At 43.3% G+C, this 22,016-nt stretch carries 22 protein-coding genes and 2 pseudogenes; 12 read left to right on the top strand and 12 right to left on the bottom strand.

From position 1 onward, the window contains the following. Positions 1–86: 86 nt before the first annotated feature. Together ihfA and ACED42_RS09790 are read right to left on the bottom strand one after the other, a co-directional pair. Complete coding sequence (gene ihfA, locus ACED42_RS09785; RefSeq protein ID WP_004734853.1) at positions 87–383, bottom strand: integration host factor subunit alpha; 297 nt, start codon at positions 381–383, stop codon at positions 87–89. 468 nt (positions 384–851) lie between these two features. Then, the gene (locus tag ACED42_RS09790) at positions 852–1,745 is read right to left on the bottom strand and encodes an EamA family transporter (RefSeq protein WP_029225334.1); all 894 of its coding nucleotides are present in this window, start codon (positions 1,743–1,745) and stop codon (positions 852–854) included. 103 nt (positions 1,746–1,848) lie between these two features. Here ACED42_RS09790 and ACED42_RS09795 point away from each other — a divergent pair, with 103 nt between their 5' ends. Both ACED42_RS09795 and cqsA read left to right on the top strand, forming a co-directional pair. Continuing rightward, positions 1,849–3,231 carry a PLP-dependent aminotransferase family protein gene (locus ACED42_RS09795; RefSeq protein ID WP_371702373.1) on the top strand — a complete coding sequence of 461 codons (1,383 nt, stop codon included), beginning with the start codon at positions 1,849–1,851 and terminating at the stop codon, positions 3,229–3,231. Between the two features lie 313 nt (positions 3,232–3,544). Next, positions 3,545–4,726: an alpha-hydroxyketone-type quorum-sensing autoinducer synthase gene (gene cqsA, locus ACED42_RS09800; RefSeq protein WP_371702375.1), complete on the top strand. Its 1,182-nt coding sequence runs from the start codon at positions 3,545–3,547 to the stop codon at positions 4,724–4,726. Between the two features lie 173 nt (positions 4,727–4,899). Here the strand turns inward: cqsA and ACED42_RS09805 are convergent, their stop codons facing one another. Further along, positions 4,900–6,948, bottom strand: a complete 2,049-nt coding sequence (locus tag ACED42_RS09805; RefSeq protein WP_371702377.1) for a response regulator — start codon at positions 6,946–6,948, stop codon at positions 4,900–4,902. 271 nt (positions 6,949–7,219) lie between these two features. Next, entirely contained in the window at positions 7,220–8,035 is an 816-nt protein-coding gene (locus ACED42_RS09810) for a TauD/TfdA dioxygenase family protein (RefSeq protein WP_371702379.1), read from the bottom strand. A 520-nt stretch (positions 8,036–8,555) separates the two neighbouring features. Between ACED42_RS09810 and ACED42_RS09815 the strand changes: the two genes are divergently transcribed. Next, positions 8,556–8,960 (top strand): ACT domain-containing protein, encoded by a 405-nt coding sequence (locus ACED42_RS09815; RefSeq protein WP_371702382.1) that lies wholly within the window; start codon positions 8,556–8,558, stop codon positions 8,958–8,960. Between the two features lie 103 nt (positions 8,961–9,063). Here ACED42_RS09815 and ACED42_RS09820 read toward each other — a convergent pair whose 3' ends face one another. The 3 genes from ACED42_RS09820 to ACED42_RS09830 all read right to left on the bottom strand — a co-directional run bounded on the left by ACED42_RS09820 (position 9,064) and on the right by ACED42_RS09830 (position 12,163). After that, positions 9,064–10,950, bottom strand: coding sequence for a methyl-accepting chemotaxis protein (locus ACED42_RS09820; protein ID WP_371702384.1), 1,887 nt, complete (start codon positions 10,948–10,950; stop codon positions 9,064–9,066). A gap of 477 nt (positions 10,951–11,427) precedes the next feature. Further along, the gene (locus ACED42_RS09825) at positions 11,428–11,571 is read right to left on the bottom strand and encodes a hypothetical protein (protein ID WP_017096974.1); all 144 of its coding nucleotides are present in this window, start codon (positions 11,569–11,571) and stop codon (positions 11,428–11,430) included. Between the two features lie 76 nt (positions 11,572–11,647). Then, positions 11,648–12,163 carry a cytochrome c gene (locus ACED42_RS09830; RefSeq protein WP_371702386.1) on the bottom strand — a complete coding sequence of 172 codons (516 nt, stop codon included), beginning with the start codon at positions 12,161–12,163 and terminating at the stop codon, positions 11,648–11,650. 185 nt (positions 12,164–12,348) lie between these two features. Between ACED42_RS09830 and ACED42_RS09835 the strand changes: the two genes are divergently transcribed. Next, on the top strand, positions 12,349–12,972 hold the full coding sequence (locus tag ACED42_RS09835; RefSeq protein WP_017096976.1) for a cytochrome b/b6 domain-containing protein: 624 nt from the start codon (positions 12,349–12,351) through the stop codon (positions 12,970–12,972). Between the two features lie 86 nt (positions 12,973–13,058). Here the strand turns inward: ACED42_RS09835 and ACED42_RS09840 are convergent, their stop codons facing one another. After that, positions 13,059–13,775: a DUF1826 domain-containing protein gene (locus tag ACED42_RS09840; protein WP_102258556.1), complete on the bottom strand. Its 717-nt coding sequence runs from the start codon at positions 13,773–13,775 to the stop codon at positions 13,059–13,061. Positions 13,776–14,210: 435 nt separating this feature from the next. On the opposite strand from ACED42_RS09840, the gene ACED42_RS09845 reads away from it, so the two are divergent. From ACED42_RS09845 to ACED42_RS09860, 4 genes are all read left to right on the top strand, one after another. Beyond that, positions 14,211–14,906 carry a VC0807 family protein gene (locus ACED42_RS09845; RefSeq protein ID WP_017096977.1) on the top strand — a complete coding sequence of 232 codons (696 nt, stop codon included), beginning with the start codon at positions 14,211–14,213 and terminating at the stop codon, positions 14,904–14,906. Between the two features lie 392 nt (positions 14,907–15,298). Then, complete coding sequence (locus ACED42_RS09850; protein ID WP_009846966.1) at positions 15,299–15,574, top strand: HU family DNA-binding protein; 276 nt, start codon at positions 15,299–15,301, stop codon at positions 15,572–15,574. A gap of 26 nt (positions 15,575–15,600) precedes the next feature. Continuing rightward, the gene (locus ACED42_RS09855; RefSeq protein WP_009846967.1) at positions 15,601–15,744 is read left to right on the top strand and encodes a hypothetical protein; all 144 of its coding nucleotides are present in this window, start codon (positions 15,601–15,603) and stop codon (positions 15,742–15,744) included. A gap of 299 nt (positions 15,745–16,043) precedes the next feature. After that, positions 16,044–16,247, top strand: coding sequence for a hypothetical protein (locus tag ACED42_RS09860; protein ID WP_122046688.1), 204 nt, complete (start codon positions 16,044–16,046; stop codon positions 16,245–16,247). Here the strand turns inward: ACED42_RS09860 and ACED42_RS09865 are convergent. Next, the gene (locus ACED42_RS09865) at positions 16,228–16,719 is read right to left on the bottom strand and encodes a PaaI family thioesterase (protein ID WP_371702390.1); all 492 of its coding nucleotides are present in this window, start codon (positions 16,717–16,719) and stop codon (positions 16,228–16,230) included. The genes ACED42_RS09860 and ACED42_RS09865 overlap by 20 nt on opposite strands. Before the next feature lie 44 nt (positions 16,720–16,763). Between ACED42_RS09865 and ACED42_RS09870 the strand changes: the two genes are divergently transcribed. Further along, positions 16,764–17,042, top strand: a complete 279-nt coding sequence (locus tag ACED42_RS09870) for a DUF134 domain-containing protein (RefSeq protein WP_009846970.1) — start codon at positions 16,764–16,766, stop codon at positions 17,040–17,042. 64 nt (positions 17,043–17,106) lie between these two features. On the opposite strand, the gene nqrM is transcribed toward ACED42_RS09870, so the two are convergent. Both nqrM and ACED42_RS09880 read right to left on the bottom strand, forming a co-directional pair. Further along, positions 17,107–17,304, bottom strand: a complete 198-nt coding sequence (gene nqrM / locus ACED42_RS09875; RefSeq protein ID WP_009846971.1) for a (Na+)-NQR maturation NqrM — start codon at positions 17,302–17,304, stop codon at positions 17,107–17,109. Further along, positions 17,301–17,747, bottom strand: a complete 447-nt coding sequence (locus ACED42_RS09880) for a NifB/NifX family molybdenum-iron cluster-binding protein (protein WP_371702392.1) — start codon at positions 17,745–17,747, stop codon at positions 17,301–17,303. The genes nqrM and ACED42_RS09880 overlap by 4 nt, the downstream gene beginning before the upstream one ends. Before the next feature lie 279 nt (positions 17,748–18,026). On the opposite strand from ACED42_RS09880, the gene ACED42_RS09885 reads away from it, so the two are divergent. Beyond that, complete coding sequence (locus tag ACED42_RS09885) at positions 18,027–18,530, top strand: YcxB family protein (RefSeq protein WP_371702394.1); 504 nt, start codon at positions 18,027–18,029, stop codon at positions 18,528–18,530. Positions 18,531–18,670: 140 nt separating this feature from the next. On the opposite strand, the pseudogene ACED42_RS09890 reads toward ACED42_RS09885, so the two are convergent. Beyond that, positions 18,671–20,359: pseudogene (locus tag ACED42_RS09890) on the bottom strand (PLP-dependent transferase); the annotation flags it as partial. Here ACED42_RS09890 and ACED42_RS09895 point away from each other — a divergent pair. Both ACED42_RS09895 and ACED42_RS09900 read left to right on the top strand, forming a co-directional pair. Continuing rightward, positions 20,350–20,694: pseudogene (locus ACED42_RS09895) on the top strand (Lrp/AsnC family transcriptional regulator); the annotation flags it as partial. The pseudogenes ACED42_RS09890 and ACED42_RS09895 sit on opposite strands and share 10 nt — an antisense overlap. A 285-nt stretch (positions 20,695–20,979) precedes the next feature. Next, positions 20,980–21,987, top strand: coding sequence for a tetratricopeptide repeat protein (locus tag ACED42_RS09900; RefSeq protein ID WP_012604167.1), 1,008 nt, complete (start codon positions 20,980–20,982; stop codon positions 21,985–21,987). Positions 21,988–22,016 lie beyond the last annotated feature (29 nt).

Genomic DNA, 22,016 nt, shown 5'->3' on the forward strand with positions numbered 1-22,016 from the left:
AAGAGAAACTAGTGACAAGACAGTCAGCAAATGATGCATAAGACGTAGATACAAAAAGACCACGCTAGGCGTGGTCTATTGCTTGGCTACTTCTCGATTTTAATATTTTCGACTCGGGCCTTCAGTTTTTGTCCCGGTCTAAAAGTAACAACACGTCGAGCAGAAATTGGAATGTCTTCACCAGTTTTCGGGTTACGACCAGGTCGCTCGTTTTTCTCACGAAGATCAAAGTTACCAAAACCAGACAGTTTTACCTGTTCGCCATTTTCAAGTGCCTTACGAACTTCTTCGAAAAACACTTCAACCGTTTCCTTGGCATCCCGCTTGCTGTATCCGAGTGTTTCAAACAGGTTCTCAGCCAAATCGGCTTTAGTGAGTGCCATAAAACTTTCCTCAAAGCTATGTTATACATTGCTACCATCTTCAGTAGCGCCAAAGCATTTACCCTATTCAATCAATGAGATAAGGTCATTTACAAGGAAAGTGTATGCCAAGCTTCTGATTTTCGCCAACTTTTTTATCTCATCAATTTAATTATTCTTTCAAATCAGGAAGATAACTCCCTTGTAAAGTCACATATATAGCTAAAAAACACCTAACCAACAGGTACGATGCGATATTATATCCCGAAAAATCCAACATAATAAGAATTTAAAACTTTAGTGTTCTAAAAGATAATTTTTGAGACCTCTATCCTATACCCAATAAAATCAGCCACTTGATTTGATATCAAACTCAACAGAGGTTACTAAGTAACCATTATTAAATATGATATTTGTATCATTTCAGAATTTAATTCGAATTAGTCAATCCTTTCGACAATGCTATTCTGCTGTGTTTTTAGAAAACGCTCAATCAATCGTCTTTATTTCCCTAAGAGGTCTTACGGTTGTCTTAGCAGGCTTCACTATCAAACCTATACCGACTAGAAACAGTACAGATGCCACAACTTGAGCGACTGATAGCACCTCGTCATACATAAAGTAACCACTGATCAATGCGAATATAGGTACTAGCAAGGTTAACGGCGCTGTCGTGCTTAACGGATATTGAATTAACAGTTTATTCCACACCCAGTAACCGAATAGCGTGGTTGGGTAAGCCTGAAACAACACAGCAATCGTTGCGTTCCAATCCCATTGTTCTATCGCCTGCCAAATAATTTGGTCACCGTGCAGCATCACCGCAAACAACACTAATGGAACTGGCGCAAATAGCATGCCCCACACGTTAAACGCAAAAGCCTGAGTGGTTTTAGACGCTTTAACAATCACGCCCATTAACGTCCAACTACACGCTGCGACCATAATAAGAATCACGCCATTAACAGTGACATTGCCCGTTGCTGCGGAAACCAGCACTGCCAACGCGCACATGGCTAACATCGCACCCATTAACTTGCGAACCGACGCACTTTCTTTGAAAACCCACACGCCAACCGCCATACCAATTAGCACATTGGTTGAAAGCAACACCGACGAAAGCCCCGATGAGAGCCCAGCGGTGATTGACCATGAAGCCATGCCCCAGATGCCCACACCAAACACAAAGCCATAACTCACTAAATAACGCCACGCGACATTCGGTCTTGCTACAAAAAATATCACCGGAATCACCGCTAGCGAGAAACGCGCGGCAGTTGCCAGCAACGGATGAACATTGGTTACACCCATTTTGATCATCGAGAAATTGAATCCCCAAATTGCCATCACGAACACCGCTAACAACAAATCATTTCTTTTCATACTGACCCCTCCTTTGTTTTGAATGAGTATCCCTTGATCAATAAAACCAGTACAGATACAATTTTTACAATAAAAATCAGTACAGTTAACAACGGTCGTGACCATGAGCATCTACAGAAAGCTAGCCAATCAGTTTATTGATGAGATTGAAACGGGGAAAAGACCCGAAGGTGGACGCATGCCTTCGCTGCGTCAATTAGCTAAACAACAAGCCATCAGCATGTCGACCGTGGTGAGCTGCTACCAAGAACTGGAATCACAAGGCTGGATACACTCTCGACCGCAAGCAGGGTATTTTGTTTCTCCTCATAAACCTGCTCATTCAACCCCAGAGTGGGCACAGTTTGAAAGTAAAGTGTCGAGCGTCAAGCTAACCTCATCAACTCACAGCTCAATCAATGGACCTTTAGGGGTGTCTAGCACCGCCAATGATGAACAGTCGATTGTTGAACTGGAACGCAGTTTTCGCCGCGCTATTCGGCGTATGAGCAGCAGGCTAAACCATTACCCAGATACACAAGGTGAGCCAATGTTACGTCAGGCATTATCCACTCACTTTGCCAAGCTCGATGTACACTTTTCACCTGAAGAGATGGTGATTACGGCAGGCTGTATGTCTGCGATTAAGGCTGCACTTGAATCGTGCACCAAAGAAGGCGACACCATCGCGATTAGTTCACCTTGTTTCAACGGCATTCTGGAGTTGCTCGGAAAGATGTCGCGACAAATCATCGAGATCCCATCTCTAGATGACGGTATCGACTTGCAACAATTAGAAGCACATTTGAAGAATAAACGAGTGGATGCCGCGATTTTTTGTACCTCTCATATGAACCCTCAAGGGATCAACATGTCGGCTAGTCAAAAACAAAAGCTTGCTGAATTAGCGAATCACTATCAAGTACCGATCATTGAAGATGATGTGTATCTGGAACTTTCTTATTCCTCACACACTCCACTCCCCGCGAAATACTACGACAAAGGCGGCTATGTACTATGGTGTGGTTCAATATCGAAAAGCTTGTCACCGAGTTACCGATTAGGATGGTGCTTACCAGGGAGGTTCATTAACGAATACAAGGCTCAGTTTTCTGCTGCAAGCTATGGCGTCGCCCTACCCACTCAGCTTGCAGTTGCTGACTTTATCGAATCTGGTCAATACGCAAAACACGTTAGAAGAAGGTGTACTCAGCTTCTCTCTTTGCGCCAGCAATACCTAAGTTATTTGGCTCAGCACCTTCCCCAAGGAGTAAAGATAAGTAACCCACAAGGTGGCATGGTACTTTGGCTACAAATACCAAATTTGAACCAATCAAGCTTTGCTCAGGCAGTTGCCGACCACAACGTTGATATCAGGCTTGGGCACCTGTTTAGCACTCATGACCTTTACAGCAATTGCTTACGCATCAATATTGGTTACTCGTTAGAGGGAAAAGCCAAGCAGGAATTGAACGACTTAATCGAACTGATTCACGTTCATAGCTAATACGTTCCAGTTCTTAATACGTGCCAGTTCATAATACGCAGCTAGGACATCAAAGCTTTTCAGAATCGACTTTTTCATGGTCATTAGAACACCGAATTTTAATAGCCTTTTATCATAAAAAAGAAGGCTATCATTCCTATCTGATCTAGGTTAAAGCCCCGCACCGTAAGGAAAATGACTCGCTTCGATACCTTTAAATACTGAGTTTGCTAGCACATACAAAATTATGCAAACTGACTAATGACACATCACTTTTTAACTTCAATATACAACCGCCGGCGCTGGCGTTTTCCCGTATTTGAAGAGAATAATTATGAGTGATACAACAAGAAACAAACCACTACCTTCCTTTATCGAAGAACGCTTGAATTTCTATATTCAAGACCTCATTACCCAGAACCAAAGCCAAAAGCACTTGGTATTGGGTAAACGACCTCAGCGCAATGCCGTCGTGATGCAGAGCAATGATTACTTAGCACTGTCACACAACAAACCGATCCAAGACGCCCATCAAGCAGCGATTATTGAACACGATGACAACGTAGTGATGTCTGCAATTTTTTTACAAGATGAAGAGTCAAAACCTGCGTTTGAAACCGAGCTCGCGAACTATGTCGGAATGGAGAGCTGTTTGCTTTCTCAGTCAGGTTGGGCGGCCAATATAGGACTATTACAAACCATCTGCCCGCCGGACACATCGGTGTATATCGACTTTTTTGCCCATATGTCGCTATGGGAAGGCATTCGTGCCGCTGGCGGCATCGCCCACCCGTTTATGCATAACAATATGAATCACCTGCGTAAACAGTTAGAGCGCCACGGCTCAGGCGTTATTGTGGTCGATTCGGTTTACAGTACCATTGGGACCATCGCCCCACTACGCGACATCTACGAAATGGCGCAGGAGTTTGATTGTGCCGTCGTCGTTGATGAATCGCATTCATTGGGCACGCATGGGGAAAATGGTGCCGGCATAGTTCACGCATTGGGCCTTACAAAGCAAGTCGACTTCATCACCGTAAGTTTGGCTAAAACCTTTGCTTATCGTGCAGGCGCGCTCCTTGGACCAAAACTACTTTCAGAAACCTTACCGTTTGTTGCTTATCCCGCGATTTTCAGCTCGACCGTGTTACCACAAGAGGTGGTCCGTTTAGAGAAAACATTAGAGGTAATCAAAAGTGCAGATGATAAACGACAGGCTCTGTTCCAGCGTGCTAAATCGTTGACTACGGGTCTAAAACGAATTGGCTTTAATATCCGCAGCGAGTCTCAAATTGTGGCATTAGAATGTGGTAGTGAAAGAAACACTGAACGTGTTCGCGATTTCCTCGAAGAACGGAATGTGTTCGGTGCGGTGTTCTGCCGCCCCGCTACGGGCAAGAACAAGAACATCATCCGATTTTCAGTGAATGCCGATATGACACCACGAGACATTGACCATGTGCTCACAGTTTGTCACGAAGCGTACCATCACCCAGAGTTAGAGTTCGTATAACTCTGTACACACCAATTCTATAACTAACACAAACGGCAGGACTGAATAGACGCTATCATGTCGCGATACAAAAAGAGCCCAGCGAATTGCTGAGCTCTTTCTTGTGTTCATCTATTTATCTATTTATCTATTTATCTATTTAGTTCAGCTGGATAACCGGGCGGTACAACCAATCAAATCCAGTGTGCAATTTTATCGAACAGTCGGGTTTTATCCGCTGGCTTCACAATAAAATCTGACATGCCTGACGATTCCATTTTTTCCAATGTCACTGGGGAACTGTCGCCTGTGTGAGCAATAATCGGCACTGTAGAGTATTCTTTGGCTGCACTGCGGATTCGACGAGAAGCTTCAATACCATCCATAATTGGCATCTCGATATCCATCAGAATCAAATCAACATCCTCGGTATCCAAAGCATCTAACGCTTGTTGGCCATCTTCTTTCTGTACAACGTCAAAGCCCTGTTTTTCCAATAACATTGCGGTAAAACGGCGCAAAGATTCGTTGTCATCCACCACCATTATCGTACGTTTATTAGTCGCCTCTAGTGGTTTCACAGCAACCGACGGCAACACGTAATTGGAATCGAAAAGTAAGCGCTCGATGGTGGCTTTGGTATTCAGTAGCCAAACTTGTGTTTCCACCCAAATCGGTTCAAAAGCAACGTTACGAACACGCTTAATGGGGTGATGCTCATACAAATAGATGATTCTCGCTTCAGTGAACGATAGCAAAGATTCAATTCTATCGAGGTAATTGGCTCTTAAATCTAAGCCCTCCATATCAACGAAAATAAAGTCGAACTCAAATTGATATTCCTTATTTTTAAGTGCTGATACAACGTCTAATACGGTGAGGTCAAACCCCATAAAACGTGATGTCTCAGTAATTTTATCAGAGAGTACTTTCTGGTCACTCACCATCAACACTGTCTTTAGCTTAGTGAGCTCACTCTTAATTTCGTTCACAGAGTGAGAAGTCAAAGATGGAAAAGTCATCGTGAACTGCGTCCACTGTTCCACCTCAGACTTACACTTAATCTCTCCACCAAACGACCGCATTACCTTCTGACAAAATGGCAAACCTAGGCCGTAGTTACCTGATTGGCCGGTGGTGTAAAAATCCTGGAAGATACGTCGAATGACATCGTTTGAAATACCAGCTCCGTTATCGGTAACCATAATTTGATTGGTCACGTCATCACTGCACATGGTGACATGAATATGAAAATCTTCAGGGCTGCGATGATGGAATGCGTTCTTGAACAAGTTATACATCACGTACTTCAACAAGGTATCACTACCCAAGAAGTCAAAGTTGCTTTGTACATCTAAAGAGATCGCTGATTTATCAGCTGAGCGCTTATAGTTAAAGCTATCTATCGCCCCTTCCACCACCGCTTGAGCTGAATGTTTCTTGAACGTAGAACGAGATACTCGGTTTTCATCAATTGAAGTCAATAGCAGATCAATCGTCTCGTTACCTGAGTGAATAATCTCCATCGCTTCATCACCCACTTCACGTAACTGTATAACTTCTTCATTACTCAAAGCGTATTGCCCTTGGTGGCCACCACTTTTCGGATTCGGCAATATGGACTGCATAACATCAATAGATGTCAGTAAACCACTTAGTGGGTTTCGCATCTCATGCGCGATACCAGCTCCAAAAGATTTCGCCAATGACACCTTATTCTCATGTTCCACCTGATTACGGAAGTAAAATAAGTTACCGAACAAATAGATAAATAAGAAGATTGGCACATGCGTCCAATCCATTGTGAGCTCTAAGTAGAAGCCTTGTGCCACCCATGCACACAAGGTAGCAATCCCTATCCCGGCGAAGGTTTGTGCAAACATCACTCGAGTGACGTGAACTAATAGAATATGGAGGAAAATAGCCGACATGAAAGACATAACCCATACGTTGGACCAGTTATTCATCAGCAGCATGTAAAAGAAAAAACACGGTAAGCAGAGGGTAATAGCGACTTGATAATAAGCCGGAAGGTACTTTCGCCAATCAAATGGAATACGATTACGAACAACAATCCCAAGGAACAATACCGAGCAAAACAGACGCACGGCTAAATTTTCATAGGGTTGCGGAAACAAGAATTCCCATACAATGTAGTAAGCAGGGAAACCGACAAAGCCCATCCAACCCACAAGGGTTAGGTTAGGTTCTGCGTACTGATAAACTTTACGAATCGCGTTCATACAAATACTTTATTTACTAAGCCCTAACGTTTACAAAGTCTAAAATTTGATGTTGGTTCTTATGTTTTCCGCTGAGTATATTACACATCACCTCAGAGCAGTGAGCTTTCAATCAAATATGTATCAACGCTTTTGATTTTATTATGACTTAGATGAATAAAGTCTCGGTTTCATACTTTAACTCAGACAACATCCCTAAGTGATTCAGATTTATACGCTCACGCCTACACCAATAACGCGCCTTAGCAAGTGCTGCGCCTCTTCGTTTGCATTATGTCACTGTAACGCGATGCATCTTTCTTGGAGTATCGCCGTAATCAATCACCGCGTAATGTTGCGTTACCCTATTGTCCCAAATAGCCATTGATCCCTTGTCCCATTTGAAACGGACTTGAAACTCAGGGCGTCGTGCAATTTCAAACAGTTGGTAAAGTAAAGCATCACTATCTTGTCGGTCGAGCTCGTTGATATAACGAGTAAACTGTTCATTGATATAAAGTGTTTCTTTACCGGTTTCCGGATGGCTCTTAACAACAGGATGGATTACAGGTGGATTTTTCTGCGCGGTTTTAAGTAGTGATTTGTGCCAATCAAGCTCTATCTGATCTGACTCAACTCCCTCGAAAGCCACCAGCGAATGAGTCGCAGACAACCCTCTCAGCTTTGCTTTCATGTCTTCATCTAATGACTCGAAAACCGCCGTCATCGAACACCAAATCGTATCCCCACCGGTGCTTGGAATATGTTGAGCATGCAACAAAGAAGCTTTCGATGGCACTTTGCGCCAGGTTAGATCCGTATGCCAATAGCTTTCCATGGGTGCATTACCACGGGTTGTTTCGATGACACTCACCTGAGGTGCGCTTTCGACGCGAGGAAAGAAAGGATGCGCAGGCTCGAGTTTTCCAAATCGCTCTGCAATCATCAAGTGTTGTTCTGGTGAGAGTACTTGATCACCTAGGAAGATTACTTGATGGGTAATCAGCGCCTGATAAACCTCATCGAGCTCAGTCACACTGCATGTGGCGAGATCGACTCCATGGATTCGCGCACCGATATGAGGGGTAACTTGTTCTATTTTCGCCATACTTTTTCTTTTTGGTTTTCTCTAAGTTGAGTTGGAGACTGAGACTGAGACTGAGACTGAGACTGAGAGGAATAGCCTGTTATTAAACCGGACAAATACAACATTTCTTTCAACACTGTACGTTCCAAAAGAAAGTCTCACTTTAATAAGAACAAGGCCATCTAAAAAAAGAGCCCCTAAGCTGGAGCTCTTTTCGTTTTTTGATACTTCCTGTATCCATAGACAAGTCCAATCTGTAGTACTTTCACTGAAAGCCAGATCATCGATATCTCCAGTTGTGTATCAACTTAAATGTAACACAATCTCCAGGCTTTTCTAAAACACAACAGAGATAATGAGTTTAGTCCCACTCCATCTCACCACTCAGCACTTGTTCGATGTCATCAAGATGGAAGGAATCTCGACATTAACGATACTGATGTGGAATAAGTATTATTAATTTTACTTGTGCAAAACTAAATTCTATCTTGCTGCATGACCCAACACCATAAACAAACGCGATTACGCAGGGAAAAAGACGATGACCGCCATTACCGATTTAGACATTCTGCTAAAGTCCATGTCACCAGATCTCATTGAAGGTGATTATGTTTTTTGTACTGTAGACGGGGGATTAGCAGATTATGTTCAACTCGAACCAATCGCGACCTTTCGTGAAAAGGAAGGGTTAACCTTGGTCCTAACAGAGGAATCTGCGACTCAAGCGCAGTTAAATTTCGACGGTGTATTTAGCCTGATAACTTTATCGGTCCACTCGAGTCTTGAAGCGGTTGGATTAACAGCGGCTTTTGCCACCAAGCTAGGTTCATACGGCATTAGCGCCAACGTAATTGCTGGTTATTACCACGACCATATCTTCGTTCAGAAAGAGAAAGCAGACGAAGCAATGAGCGCGCTTAGAGAGTTTTCAGAAACTGATTCATAGAGAATTGTATGGTTCACAAATACAAAAAAAGCGACGTAATCTACGTCGCTTTGACTTATTGCTTAACAATCACTCACTGATCAGGCATCAGTGAGTGAAACAGTTAAGCAAGCTTAAAAGTCGCCACTTTGTCACTTAAACCAGCGGCTTGGCTCTTAAGTTCGTTCGACTCAGTTAAGCTGTCCTGTGCGCCCACAACTAAGTGGTCGGTAACATCTTTAATGGTCGTAATGTTCTGAGTAATTTCACCCGTCACGTGCGTTTGCTCTTCTGCTGCGGTAGCAATTTGAGTCGCCATATCACTAATCAAAGCCACCGCTGTGTTGATCTCTTCTAGCGCATGTGAAGCTCGGTCGGCATCTTCGACGGAATGTATTGCCAGTTTCGAGCTGCTCTCCATAAGATCAACCGCTTGAGCCGTTGTGCGTTGTAAAACATCAATCGTTGACTTTATCTCTTCTGTTGAAGAGTGAGTTCGTTGAGAAAGCACACGTACTTCATCTGCAACTACAGCAAAACCGCGACCTTGTTCACCAGCACGCGCCGCTTCAATCGCAGCATTCAAAGCAAGCAAGTTAGTTTGCTCTGCAATACCTTGAATCGTAGCAAGTACCGTTGAAATCTCTTGAGCATGCTTGTTTAGCTCGCTGATCACGTTGCCCGCCTCGTTCACTTCATTGGCGAGGTTATTGATAGAACCTTTAGTATCGACAACCAAGGCGTGACCGCTATTAGTGCTTGTCGCAGAGTCTTGTGCCGCTTTTGCGGTTTGCTCAGCATGCGATGCAATCTCTTGCGTTGCACTCGCCATTTCCGTTACAGCCGTCGCCACCATGGTGATCTCTTGCTGTTGATGATTAAGCTCATCCACCGAACGATTCGCTCGCTGAGTACTTTTCTCTGACTGGCTGTTAAGCTGCTCTGATTGCCCACGAATATGACCAATCAACTGCTGTAAACTTCCTACAAAAGTGTTGAAGTTCTGTGCTAGTTCTCCTACTTCATCTTGGTTCTCAACATGAATACGCTGAGTTAAATCACCACTACCATTAGCGATCTGCGCCAGTGCCTGAGACACATGGTTCAACGGACGGAACAGAATAGTACACAGCAGGTTAAACAATATGGTACATACAATCACAACCAACAGTGTCACCAACACTTGACCGATCACCGCATCAAATAACGGTGCAACCAAAGAGTCATGATTAACAACACTGATAGTAATCAGGCTTGTACCATCAATCGCACGTGCGTACAGAACATAGTCGCTGCCATTTAACTCGATAGCCGTGTCTTTACCGCTAGTCAGTGCCTTCTGTACATCAGAAAAATCTAGCCCTAGCGAGCTAATGTTCTCGTTCAGCAACTTTGTATCAGCGTGCGTGTAAACCGTGCCTTTGTTGGTCGCGATAAACATGTAGCCTTCGCCTGGAAGAATCACTTTTTCAAGGCTGTTTAGAATGTCGGTAATTTCTACATCAGCACCTAAAACGACCTGCTGGCCATGCAGTTGCATTGCTGTTCCTAATGAAACAACGTTCGCCCCAGTTGCCGCAGCAACCGTTGGGTTATCCATGAACACCTTACTTGGGTTCGCAACCGCATTGGTGTACCAACCCCATACGCGTGGATCATCATTGCCCGGTGGCAACACTACGCCATTCGCATTTTTTTGCGAGCCATCAGGGAACGCTAAGAACACATTATCAAACGACCCTGAATCACGAACCTGCTTCAGGTGGGTCACCAAGCTTTCTTGTGTTGACTCCTTCGAAAGTGAAATAAGCGCACGTTCTTTGGATAAGATCCAATCCGATACATATTGATTGTAAGAAGCTGATGCACCTTCTAAGCGCTGTTCAACTTCAATATCCAACCGTTGCAATGAAGCACGAAAAGACAATACTTCGACCAAAATCCCCCCCAGGATAATGGCCATGCTGGCAGAGATCGCCAGCTTATTTTTAAGCGAGAGTTTCTTGAACATAGGAAACCTATAATTTGGAAGTAAAAACCGTGGTGACAAATTTGTCACCAACACAGTTTGCAAGCACCATTTATTTTACGCTTTAAAATAAATTAATAAACCATCCAAGGTTAATATCAGCAATATATGTGAGTAGGGGCACGTATAGCGAGACATTCACCAAGCAAATCATTGATTGTATGGAAAATCATACCGAACAGCCTGTTGAAGGGTAATTAAGTTAAATACGCTCAACATAGTGTTGTTACCTAGACGAAAAATAGAAAAGGACCCAACACATAACGTTCAGCCCTTTATTTCTCGTCATTTGAACCCAACGGCATTCTTATTTCCTTCAGATCAACACTTATATTCGATTACTTAGATCTCACCGAAATTGGGGTTAGTTAATAATCGATTTAATTACTTTACTAACTATTAGTTTTGTCAGTTATTGTATTTTCACTTACCCAATACTAACTCAACAACCAACGACTACTAGTTATTCGTCACAGACAGTTTGTAGCCCAAATGTTGAACATTCACATCAGCGTAGCCTAGAGCAACGGCATAGTCTGCTGCGTTTGTGAAAGCAGAAAACATGATTGAAACGGCTAGTGTTATAAACACACTCATTTTCATATTTTGTTCCTTTTTGGCTAAATAGTTTTAACTGGTTAAATGGGGTTAGTTAGTTAATTGAGCGAACTGAATGTTATTACCAACGTGAGCGATATGAACGATGGCAGCTTTTGCAAGTCGCCTGCGCTGCTTTTAATCCTGATTCCACCAGTGATACATCACCTTGTTGGCTACCTTGATAGAGTTCTTGGAACCCTTGATTCATTTGACTTAGTAGTCGTTCGAATTTTTCAGGCTCACTCCACACACTCTCTTTAGCTTTACTTCCCTCTTGGCTGCCCACCGGAAATGACGTCAGTAACAATTCGCTATGAGCTGTTAACTCTAAACTCGTTTCTTCTAATACCTGCCAACTCGTATCGTTGCCATCTAATAAGTCTTTGGCTTGCTCAATCAAGGTTTCAACTTGTGTAAATGCGTATTGGCGCTGTTCAATTTGGCTCGAATGATCTTGTGATGCCCAAGCGTGGGTACTAAGTAAAACGGTTGTAGTGCACAGTAGGCTCACCAATCTCTTGTGAATCATTCTCTTGTTCATATTGATCTCTCCTCGCTTCATATAGCTTTTGTTGTCTGGTTTCGATACAGACATCGATGATTCGTTTCGGTGTTCCGTTTTGCTCTGATGTCTGTGTTTCTTTGATGTCTGTGCTTCTTTGATGCCTGTGTTTCCTTGATAAATTCAATTTACACAGCAACAGTTGCAATTGCAACTATTACTGTGTAAATTATTGTAAAGCGAACAGAGATTAAATAAACAAAAGAGAGAGTGAAACTATGAAGATTTGGGATCTATCAACTCGCCTATACCATTGGACGCAAGCGGCGCTTTTCATGGGGTTAATGGCATCGGGCATTTCAGGTAATGGACCCCACGTTCAACTTGGGCTAGCACTTATGACATTAATCGTTTGGCGATTGGTCTGGGGTTGGGTGGGTAGCGAAACGAGCCGGTTCAGACAGTTTTTACGATCACCTAAATCAGTAGTTCGTTATTTATTAGGAAAAGAAAAAGAAAAGCCAGGCCATAATCCTGCTGGCGGTTGGATGGTTGTTACACTGTTATCAGCTTTAACTATTCAGTGTGTTTCTGGTTTAGCCTTAGCAGGGCTTCTTGATCACTTACCCTATGCAAATATCTGGTTGAATGACTCCGTATTTTCATTATTAGAAAACATTCACCTCACTATGATAAAAGTACTTCCAACTCTGATTGCGGTACACGTCCTTGCCGTTTTGTTCTATAAATTACGCTCAAAACCATTAACTTGGGCAATGGTCACTGGCTTCCAAAGAAAAATCGAACTTAATGGCAGTGTTGCGTTTGTTTCTCAATGGCGTGCGTTAGGCGTACTAGCTTTAGCGGCGCTGCTCATCATTATGCTGACAGTGTTGGCGTAAATTAATAGGTTTGACGAGTATAAAACCGGATGTACAAAAGGGGTAAGCCGACGACTTCTAAAAATCGTCTCGCGAATAGAGCGCGACTAACCAAAATCTAACGTCAGCAACAATCGCGTCTCGTTAAATGAAGTTACGGGTGAGCAATGCACCAGACCCGCGTTTTCGTTGCCACTCCATCGCTCCCCTTTAAGCAATGCCACATCACCACTCGAAAGTTGCTCGATATCCGACTCATGACTGTACAAGCCTGACTCTGAATCTGGCTTTCCGTTACTCCCTCTTCCTAGCTTCGTACGGTCGACCAAGTCGTTTGGCAGCCATTGAGTGGCAACACCATGATAGGTAGTCACTAAACGGCAAGGGACTTGGTCAACATGGAAGCGTGGACACATCGCTTTATTCAGAACCGCTAAACGGAGCCCTACTTCTTCAAGATCAAACAAACAACAGAACATATCCACCAGCTCTACCATGTTTTCTAGTAGTGCTTTAGATGCGGTTTCGTCGGTAGCAAACTCCAATTTCTCATAGGCGTTGTCTGGAGACAGGCTCATAGATTTACTGAAGTTTGGATTCAAGGCGATAAATTCACTGATTGCCATTGTTAAATCTTCATCAAATGTACGCTGCCAAATCGCAATATTGACATTGCTTTGATAGATGTCTGCCAGTACCGTTGGCTGCTCAGAAGCGCTATAGCATGGAGCATGATTCGCATGAACCTTGATACTTGCAGCAGAACCAATGTTAAGTGGCTGATTATTATCGGTTGTCACAGGTTTCGTTAACACGGCATTCATTACGTCATCTCCTTGATACATGCTTGTTGTTTTCCTCTTACCGATACGAACGTTATTCTCAGTAAGAGTGATATTTGGGTTATGTTATAACATAACCCAAATATCACAAGCAACTTGGCATACATGTTTCCAATTATATGGATATGCGTTTGCAGCCTTAGGTAACTTGATGAATGTGGATCACTGCAGAAAAACGCGAAAGCTTAGCTATGGCGTTCATATAAATTGACTCAGCAAGCAACGGCTTTCACACCATAAGCCCCAAGTTAATCGAGAACTCAGACACGAAAGTGTTGAATTACGCGTTCTATAAGTTCAGAGATGTCGTTGATGTCACATGTCGTTACACAGCATGACGTCTTAAGGCTTTACATCTTGAGCGAGGTAAACAACAATCCCTGAGAATAAATCCATAACATAATGTATTTAGAAATTATGAGCAGCACAGAAAACAAAAAATCGAGTCCTCTTTTCGAAGTCGTATTTAACGTCTTTCTTCCTTCATTCATCTTAATGAAGTTCAGTGGAGAGGAACACCTAGGAACTGGCTTAGCACTACTTGTCGCGCTTGCCTTCCCTATTGCTTACGGTGGTATGGAGTTAGTCCGCAACAAGAAGTTTAACTTCATCGCGGCACTTGGCTTTGTCAGCGTATTATTAACCGGCGGTATCGGCTTCTTCGAACTTGATACTCGTTGGTTAGCATTAAAAGAAGCATTAATACCCGGCCTAATTGGTTTAGCGGTTCTTGGCTCAACCTTCACTCGCTACCCGTTTATCCAAAAAGTTATCTTCACGCCTGCACTGTTAAACATATCTCTAATCGAAGAGCGTTTAAGAGAGTTTGGTAACCAAGCAGAGTTTAATCGTTGCCTAATGAAGTCAAACTACCTATTCGCTAGTACCTTCGCATTTTCTTCTGCGATGAACTACTTTCTAGCGACTTGGATTGTGACTAGCCCAGCAGGTACTGCAGCTTTTAATGAAGAATTGGGTAAGTTGACACTTTACAGCTACCCGGCCATCGCTATACCAAGTATGTTGATGATGTTAGGTATCTTCTACTACATTTGGCGCCAAGTTCGCTCGATGACTTCGCTAAAAACGGAACAGATCTTTATTACTAAATAATTTTCGTTGCGTTAGCTCCGAGTACAAAACCGCTTCAAATACTCGATTGCTTTAAAAAACAGATTGCTTCAAAAAAGCATGAGCCCAGCACACACGCTGGGCTTTTTTGTCTGTTCTACATACAGCAAAATATTAACTTTCAATTGATATCATGAATTAATTTAAACAAAACGATGTTCATTTTCATGACTCACTGTCCATAACTGGCCGAAAACAAGTAATAGTCAATGATTTGCATTGAATGAGGCGTGATATGTTTTTATAATCAACTTCGTTTGTTACTTTACAAAGTTCAATCCTAGCAATGACATAACTTCAGTTCATATTGGTCATATTTAACCAATAGTTTGCAAAAACCAAACGCCAGACGAACTCGACAAGGAATTTAAAACATGAACAAATCTCAATTAGTTGAACACATCGCAACTTCTGCTGACATCTCAAAAGAGCAAGCAGGCACAGCACTCAATGCACTCGTTGAAGGCATCTCGACTACGCTTGCTAATGGCGACGATGTATCTATCCTTGGATTTGGTAGCTTTAAAGTGAATAGCCGCGCTGCTCGCACTGGTCGCAATCCAAGAACTGGAGAAGAGATTCAAATCTCAGCGTCAAAAACACCAGCATTTAAAGCAGGTAAAGCACTAAAAGAGACATGCAACCTGTAAGATAGAAAATACAAGGAAGGTTACCGATGACAACTAAGGAAAAAACAAAAACGAGCCGCAGTAAAAAAGCCGGCAAGTCAACCAAAGCACAAGCAGAAGGGCCTAAGGCTCGTCAACGCATTGAAGAGCTGCTCGAAGAGCGTGAATTAGCCAAACTGTTAGAGCTGTAATTAAAGATTTACATGATGGTTTGTTGTCATTCAAATGCCACTGCAGATTTGCGGTGGCATTTTAGTTTGAAGAATAGGCCCTAGCGCATCACTCTTCTTTCCCCTTTCAATCCCCTCTTCACTTGCAATCCCCCTCGCTTTCAAAAACGAAACTTTAGCTTACTGGCTTTAAGCTGATATCGCGTTGACGACCAAGCTTGAGAAGCGCATGATTTTATTCCGAGCAGAATAGTTTTTTGGCCGTGTAGCCCACCCCATAACTGTTTCTGTGCAACGTACCCTATTGAACGGCAGGTCACATGAATAAAATTGTTATGTTAGTAATGGGGCTGCTTTTTACCAGTCGATTGTTCGCCAGTATTGTGCCGCATGTTAGTCAACTTGAGCATGATGCACCTATTCTACTTCGCTCAGCGTTGATCGTAGGTGTTTCGGCTTATGCCGTCTGGGCAGCGTTCAAATACTTCAAAAAGAACAAAGCTTCTAGTTCAGATCAAATCTAGGCGGTGCTGACATGAACTGACTCTTTGCCGACGAACATAACTTCCCGCACTGCGTAATTTGGCTTTCGAGGAAATAAAGATTACGTCTGCTTTTCACCCATTGAGCGCGAATTTCGAGTTCCTGACCAATGGCGATTGGATGGTGAAAGCGAGAAGTTAAACTCACCGTCATCGCATTGATATTGTTATGGAACAAGCAATACAACATCGCGCTGTCGTGTAACGCAGTAACAATACCCCCCTGCATAATACCGTCGTAGCCCTCAGCTTTATCTGTTGGTACAATCTTGGCTATAGCTTCATACTTAGTTAAATTTTCATGCTTAACTGGCGTTTCATGCTTAGCTAGCGTTTCGTACTGAGCCAAAGTCTCGCCTTCACCAACAGCTTCAAAACAAATGGGGCTGTCTGTGAAAAAACCTTGGCTGCACACTTGGCAACGGCGATGGTTGTGAGGAATGAAAACCTTCATACTTACCCTTATTCCTGTGAACCCTTAGATTCCTAGAGATTGATATGGCTCGACCAAAAAAACATCGTCAATTATGTACCCGTGCGGCTTACTCATGTTTTAAGCCTAATGGCGTTCCTATGGACGAGCTTCATAAAGAAGAATTGCTATTAGAAGAGTTAGAAGCCTTACGCTTGGCTGATCAAGAAGGATTGAGCCAGCTTGAAGCCGCCGAGCAGATGCAGGTGTCTCGCCAAACGTTCGGCAACATCATCAAGCGTGCAAGAGCCAAAGTCGCCAAGTGCATCGTCAACGGCCATGCGTTGGTGATTCAAGGCAGTTAATTCACGTGTTAGCCAGAAGTTATTTAACTCAGCGAGCGAGAACTCTTGATACTTAACTTGATACTTAGCTTGATGGCTCAGTAATCTGATACAACTTTCGGCTTTGCCCTTCACACACATCCTTGCAATTGCATTCGCGCTCAATGTCTAACTGTGCGAGTCCTCCACAACTGCCTTTGATTGGCTTGCGCGAAAAAATCACGCCTATCGCCATCAGTGTAACGACTCCGACAAACCCCAATAGCGTCAACAAAAAGGTCATTTACGGAACCCTCGAATAGCGCCTAGCTGATTAGGCTGTGCCATTAAAATCGAAGCTTGTTTTTTGTGCCCTTTCTCGCCGCACGTTTTATTGCTACACCCGCTATTTCGCGACTCGCGACCATAATCGAGGTCGTTTACTTCTTGTAGATTGCTAAAATCCAGAGTGGTAACTTCGGCTTTTCCTTTAGATGTAAAAACGCGAACGTCATGATTGAACAAGCGCGACAGCATTTTCTTCCCGATGTGACGAACCACAACAGCTTTCACATCATAAGATTTAACGACGGACATCCATTGCTTCTTCTTATTGCACGGGCTGTCTGACTCAACCAAAGGAATAAGATGCTTTATTTGTTGTTGCTCATCGACAATCGCGATCTGTGGAGAACGGGCAAAATGGTTGCCGACATGAAGGTCACGACAAGGTATTGCGTATAACATAGTAACTTCCTGTTATTGATGATCAGAAGTTCAGCATACGCCCCATTAATGGCATATGCCAATAACCATCGTATGAGAAATAAGATTTACAGAATGGATACTTAAGTTAAGAAGTAAATCCTCAACAACATCATTTAACACCAATTGAAATAACAACTGACTCTGGCATGAACAAGCGCATTCAGTATTATTGATTTACAAAAGGGAATGAAACCGCTAAGACAAACCAGCGTGAAGCGATATAATGCGCCTCAACAAAGAACTACAAAGTAGCCACACATGCCTAAAGATCCCGGTTTCACCACAGAATACACCCTCGACAAAACGTTTTTCGCAGAGTGTTATGACCAAACTAGCCTTCCGACTCAGTTTCCAAAAGCCTATTTAAAGGCATTTTTGTTTCTTATTTTTGGTTGGGTTCTATTGGAGTTTGAACTGTTACCTAGTGGCTACGTAGGCTGGTTTTTTATCGTTTTGAGTGTGATTGAAGCGTTCAGTGTATATTGCAAGAGAACCTGGTGGTTATGGCGACAAAAAATCAGCTCAGGTGCTGGCAGCAAAGTGGTCTTTTCAGGGGATACTGATGGTGTGAGTTATAAAAACCGTAAAGCCACCAATACTATCGCTTGGCGTGACATCGACCAACTTGAACAGACCGATCTCGGCTTTATCCTTCATATTGGAAAGCAGCGCCAATATGTGAGTAAATCTTGTTTAAGCGATGAAGCCATTGCCTTCATGATTGAACAACACGAAGTTTCCAAAACATCCAAAGCTTCCTAAGCTTTCTATGCAAATTAGCATCAATTAATGCCTGCCAACTTGGTGGGCATTTTTACATCACCCTAAGTGTCATGACTGGACTACAACAATGGCCACCGTATACCAAATAAGTGATTGTCACCTTTCCTTAATAACTCAGCTTACTGAGTAAGTTGCTCAAACTTCGGCAAGCTCTTCACAAACATCTGATGCACATCCATGTAGGTTTGCATATAAATTTCATCGATACTGTCACCACTCGGGAAACTCGATGAGAAGTCTGCGTGTTTGCGGTCAATCGACAATTTAGCGGCCTCGATAATGTGAGCGATGAACATTCGCGGATCTTCCAAGCCGATAGAGATACGCATTGTGGTTGGCTTGATGCCTGCTTCATTTAACGCTTCATCGCTGAGCTCTGAGTGCGTGGTCAGTGCTGGGCATAAGGCCACCGTATTGGTTTGCCCTAAACTCACTTGCATGCCGATAGCGGGCTCAAGCATGTCGAAGAACTGTTTAAACCCATCTCGATTGATTGGTGCACGGTCGCCGTTGCCTTCCATATCGATAGTGAAAAGCGCGGCTGGCAAACCCAAGTACATGTTGTTCTGGCAGTGCTCATAGTTATCACTGTCTGGCAAAGCTGGACACGACACATTGATGTCTGGGTGGGCATCGAAGATCTTCGCCAGAGTCAGTGCATTAATCGTTTTTTGCACCACTCGCATCTCATACGTTTTCATACCATTGAGCACTTCAAACGCTTTGTCTGCATCTAAGAATGCGCCTTTGATGTAATACACATTCCAAAACAGCGTTTCGTTCCATGGAATGGTGACCTCATCGCCGTTAGGTTTGGTGAAAGTGACCTCCTCTCCTTTTGGAATAAACATGGTCTCGTTACGGCCAATCACAACCCCAGCAGTTGTGGTGCCAGAACCCGCCAGTTCTTTGGTGTAAGAGTGAATAACATAATCGGGTCTTTCCATCACATCATCACGTTTCAGTACTGGGTGTAATAAAGGCGTGCCCACTGTCGAGTCAACAATCACATCCCAACCACGAGAGTGACCTGCTTTACTGATACTAGCAACATCTAACACGTGTCCATGCGGGTTACACGGTGACTCTAGGTAGACGTAGATTTTCTTACCCGCAGCGATGCGATCTGCGTATTTATCGGCAACCTCATCAAGTCGCGTCGCAAACTCATCCCCGGAGTAACCATCCACCCACTCTACCGCGACATTCAGGTTCGAAGGCTTGCCAAACCAATCTTCCAACAGTTGGTAAGAACCGCCGTAGATATTGCGTGAAGCTAAGACAATGTCTTCATACCCAAGTAGATGGCTCAACAACCCATCAATAGCGGCCATCCCCGAGTTAAAGTTCCATGCGAGGTACTCATTGGCTCTAGAGCCTGCCTCAATATCAACCATGTGGTTAGCCAGTGAAATCGATGTTGGGTTAAGCAGTCGAGAGTAAATATCGTGCAGCGGCTCCTTACCATTAAACGCATCTTCAATCCATTCTGTACACGCAAACAAATAGGTCGCGGTACGTGTAATCACAGGGCTCGCAGAGAAAATAGCAGCGACATTATCGAAGATAGGATACGCACCTTTGGATGCAAAATTACCATTATTGGTGGCAATAGACTGGTAAGTGGCGCGCATTGGGTTTTGCAGATTGTCGAAGATCTTAGCGATCTGGAATGACAAAAAACGTTTGGCGTTAAACCAAGCGATTCGGTCGCTCTTATCGAGCTCTGAAAGGCCATCAACCGTCAATGCCCAAAGATCGTGTGTCTTGGTATTGGCTTTGTACAGTGTCGTCGCCAGTTCGAGCATTAGAGAAACAAGGGATTATTCGCGGCTATCACGCCAGTGTTGACCAAGAAGCGTGTGGCCTGCCAGTCAATGTGTTTGTGTTGGTGAAACTTGAAAAGCCGACAGAAGAGAACATGCGAGACTTTGAACAGCACATCGAAGTGATTGATGAAGTGTTAGAGTGCTTTCTAATGACGGGCAATCACGACTACCTATTGCATGTAGTCAGCGAGTCGCTAAAAAGCTACGAGCAGTTTATCCGCAAGCAATTAACCCGCCTGCCCAATATTGCTTCGATTGAATCCAGCTTCGCCTTCGGTCAGGTAAAAACAAAGACCAAGCTGCCAGTCAGGTAATGAGTGTCACGATAACTTGGGTTTAAAGACCTCTAGATCATTATCGGCACATATAGAGCTCTGTCCATTGCTACTGACTCAGTGCCACCTAATTTCCGCGCCTAAGCCATTGAGTTAATCGCTTGGGTCAACGTTTATTAACCAGTCTTGGTTGCTTCCAGTATATTGAGATGCCCTAGGTCTCATTGTCGTGAATTCGGTTTTCGATAGCCCGAAATTTCCTTTATTTTCAAAGCTGTTTTGTTATATTCATGTGAAACATTACTAATATAAGAAATGGCTTAAATGATAAAACAAAGTTGTACTTTTTTAACGTCACTGTCGCTGCTGCTATCCGCTAGCACTTTTGCATACGATCTTGAGATAGAAGCTTTTGAAGGCGAAGAACTCGCACTTTTAAAGAACGCAGAAACGTCTAGCGATAACGAATTGCTAATGCAGGCTGCTAACCTTTTAATTGAAGATTCAATGTATGAAGAGAACTTACAACGCGGATATGAGTACATGAATCAAGTAGCGGAATCTGGTGAGGTAAAAGCGATGATTACCTTGGCAGATAATTATTACTACGAAGAGCAATACGAAAAAGCACTGGCTTGGTACCACAAAGCTGAAACCAGCAAAGACCCTTATGTGCTCTACTCATTAGGCGTAATGTATTTTGATGGTGAAGGTACACCTATCGACCTAAAGAAAGGCAACGATTATTACCTAGCTTCTGCAAAAGCGGGGTATTCTGACGCTATGTATCAACTCGCATTTTCATACGATGAAGGTCAAGGCGTCACTCAAGACTTCTCCAAATCTGCGTATTGGTTTGAGCAATCGGCTAACTTAGGCGATGCAAGTGCTATGTACAATTTGGGTATTTCTTACCTAAATGGACAAGGCGTTGAAAAGAGTTGCTCTAAAGCGATGCAATTATTTAGCAAAGCCATTGAAGAAGATGAACATACACTTTCTTATGTGAAGATGGGTGATATTTACTCTTCTACGCGATACAAAAAACCGTGTGGTTTCAAAACTACAGACGCAAAAAAAGCATTAGAGTATTACACTCACGCCGCAATGCAGGGCAACGATTATGGTCAATATTCCGTTGGTTACGCCTACCGTAATGGTCACGGTACATGGAGCGATTTTGTTAAAGCGCTAGCATGGTTTGAAGTCGCGCAGGAATACGGAAACTCGGATGCAGAGAAAGAGATAATCGACGTGAAACAGTACATGTCGAAAGAAAACATTGCCGCAGCTGCGCAGCTTAAAGACTCTTTAATCGAAGATATCTGGTAAGGACAGTAACGACTCTAATTGTCATGGAC

Source organism: Vibrio sp. FF145, assembly GCF_041439075.1.
GTDB lineage: Bacteria > Pseudomonadota > Gammaproteobacteria > Enterobacterales > Vibrionaceae > Vibrio > Vibrio tasmaniensis_A.

What these genes read in the sequence shown, in the direction of transcription:
- ihfA (WP_004734853.1), bottom strand. Translation starts at nt 383, where the DNA reads ATGGCACTCACTAAAGCCGATTTGGCTGAGAACCTGTTTGAAACACTC.
- ACED42_RS09790 (WP_029225334.1), bottom strand. Translation starts at nt 1,745, where the DNA reads ATGAAAAGAAATGATTTGTTGTTAGCGGTGTTCGTGATGGCAATTTGG.
- ACED42_RS09795 (WP_371702373.1), top strand. Translation starts at nt 1,849, where the DNA reads ATGAGCATCTACAGAAAGCTAGCCAATCAGTTTATTGATGAGATTGAA.
- cqsA (WP_371702375.1), top strand. Translation starts at nt 3,545, where the DNA reads ATGAGTGATACAACAAGAAACAAACCACTACCTTCCTTTATCGAAGAA.
- ACED42_RS09805 (WP_371702377.1), bottom strand. Translation starts at nt 6,948, where the DNA reads ATGAACGCGATTCGTAAAGTTTATCAGTACGCAGAACCTAACCTAACC.
- ACED42_RS09810 (WP_371702379.1), bottom strand. Translation starts at nt 8,035, where the DNA reads ATGGCGAAAATAGAACAAGTTACCCCTCATATCGGTGCGCGAATCCAT.
- ACED42_RS09815 (WP_371702382.1), top strand. Translation starts at nt 8,556, where the DNA reads ATGACCGCCATTACCGATTTAGACATTCTGCTAAAGTCCATGTCACCA.
- ACED42_RS09820 (WP_371702384.1), bottom strand. Translation starts at nt 10,950, where the DNA reads ATGTTCAAGAAACTCTCGCTTAAAAATAAGCTGGCGATCTCTGCCAGC.
- ACED42_RS09825 (WP_017096974.1), bottom strand. Translation starts at nt 11,571, where the DNA reads ATGAAAATGAGTGTGTTTATAACACTAGCCGTTTCAATCATGTTTTCT.
- ACED42_RS09830 (WP_371702386.1), bottom strand. Translation starts at nt 12,163, where the DNA reads ATGTCTGTATCGAAACCAGACAACAAAAGCTATATGAAGCGAGGAGAG.
- ACED42_RS09835 (WP_017096976.1), top strand. Translation starts at nt 12,349, where the DNA reads ATGAAGATTTGGGATCTATCAACTCGCCTATACCATTGGACGCAAGCG.
- ACED42_RS09840 (WP_102258556.1), bottom strand. Translation starts at nt 13,775, where the DNA reads ATGAATGCCGTGTTAACGAAACCTGTGACAACCGATAATAATCAGCCA.
- ACED42_RS09845 (WP_017096977.1), top strand. Translation starts at nt 14,211, where the DNA reads ATGAGCAGCACAGAAAACAAAAAATCGAGTCCTCTTTTCGAAGTCGTA.
- ACED42_RS09850 (WP_009846966.1), top strand. Translation starts at nt 15,299, where the DNA reads ATGAACAAATCTCAATTAGTTGAACACATCGCAACTTCTGCTGACATC.
- ACED42_RS09855 (WP_009846967.1), top strand. Translation starts at nt 15,601, where the DNA reads ATGACAACTAAGGAAAAAACAAAAACGAGCCGCAGTAAAAAAGCCGGC.
- ACED42_RS09860 (WP_122046688.1), top strand. Translation starts at nt 16,044, where the DNA reads ATGAATAAAATTGTTATGTTAGTAATGGGGCTGCTTTTTACCAGTCGA.
- ACED42_RS09865 (WP_371702390.1), bottom strand. Translation starts at nt 16,719, where the DNA reads ATGAAGGTTTTCATTCCTCACAACCATCGCCGTTGCCAAGTGTGCAGC.
- ACED42_RS09870 (WP_009846970.1), top strand. Translation starts at nt 16,764, where the DNA reads ATGGCTCGACCAAAAAAACATCGTCAATTATGTACCCGTGCGGCTTAC.
- nqrM (WP_009846971.1), bottom strand. Translation starts at nt 17,304, where the DNA reads ATGACCTTTTTGTTGACGCTATTGGGGTTTGTCGGAGTCGTTACACTG.
- ACED42_RS09880 (WP_371702392.1), bottom strand. Translation starts at nt 17,747, where the DNA reads ATGTTATACGCAATACCTTGTCGTGACCTTCATGTCGGCAACCATTTT.
- ACED42_RS09885 (WP_371702394.1), top strand. Translation starts at nt 18,027, where the DNA reads ATGCCTAAAGATCCCGGTTTCACCACAGAATACACCCTCGACAAAACG.
- ACED42_RS09900 (WP_012604167.1), top strand. Translation starts at nt 20,980, where the DNA reads ATGATAAAACAAAGTTGTACTTTTTTAACGTCACTGTCGCTGCTGCTA.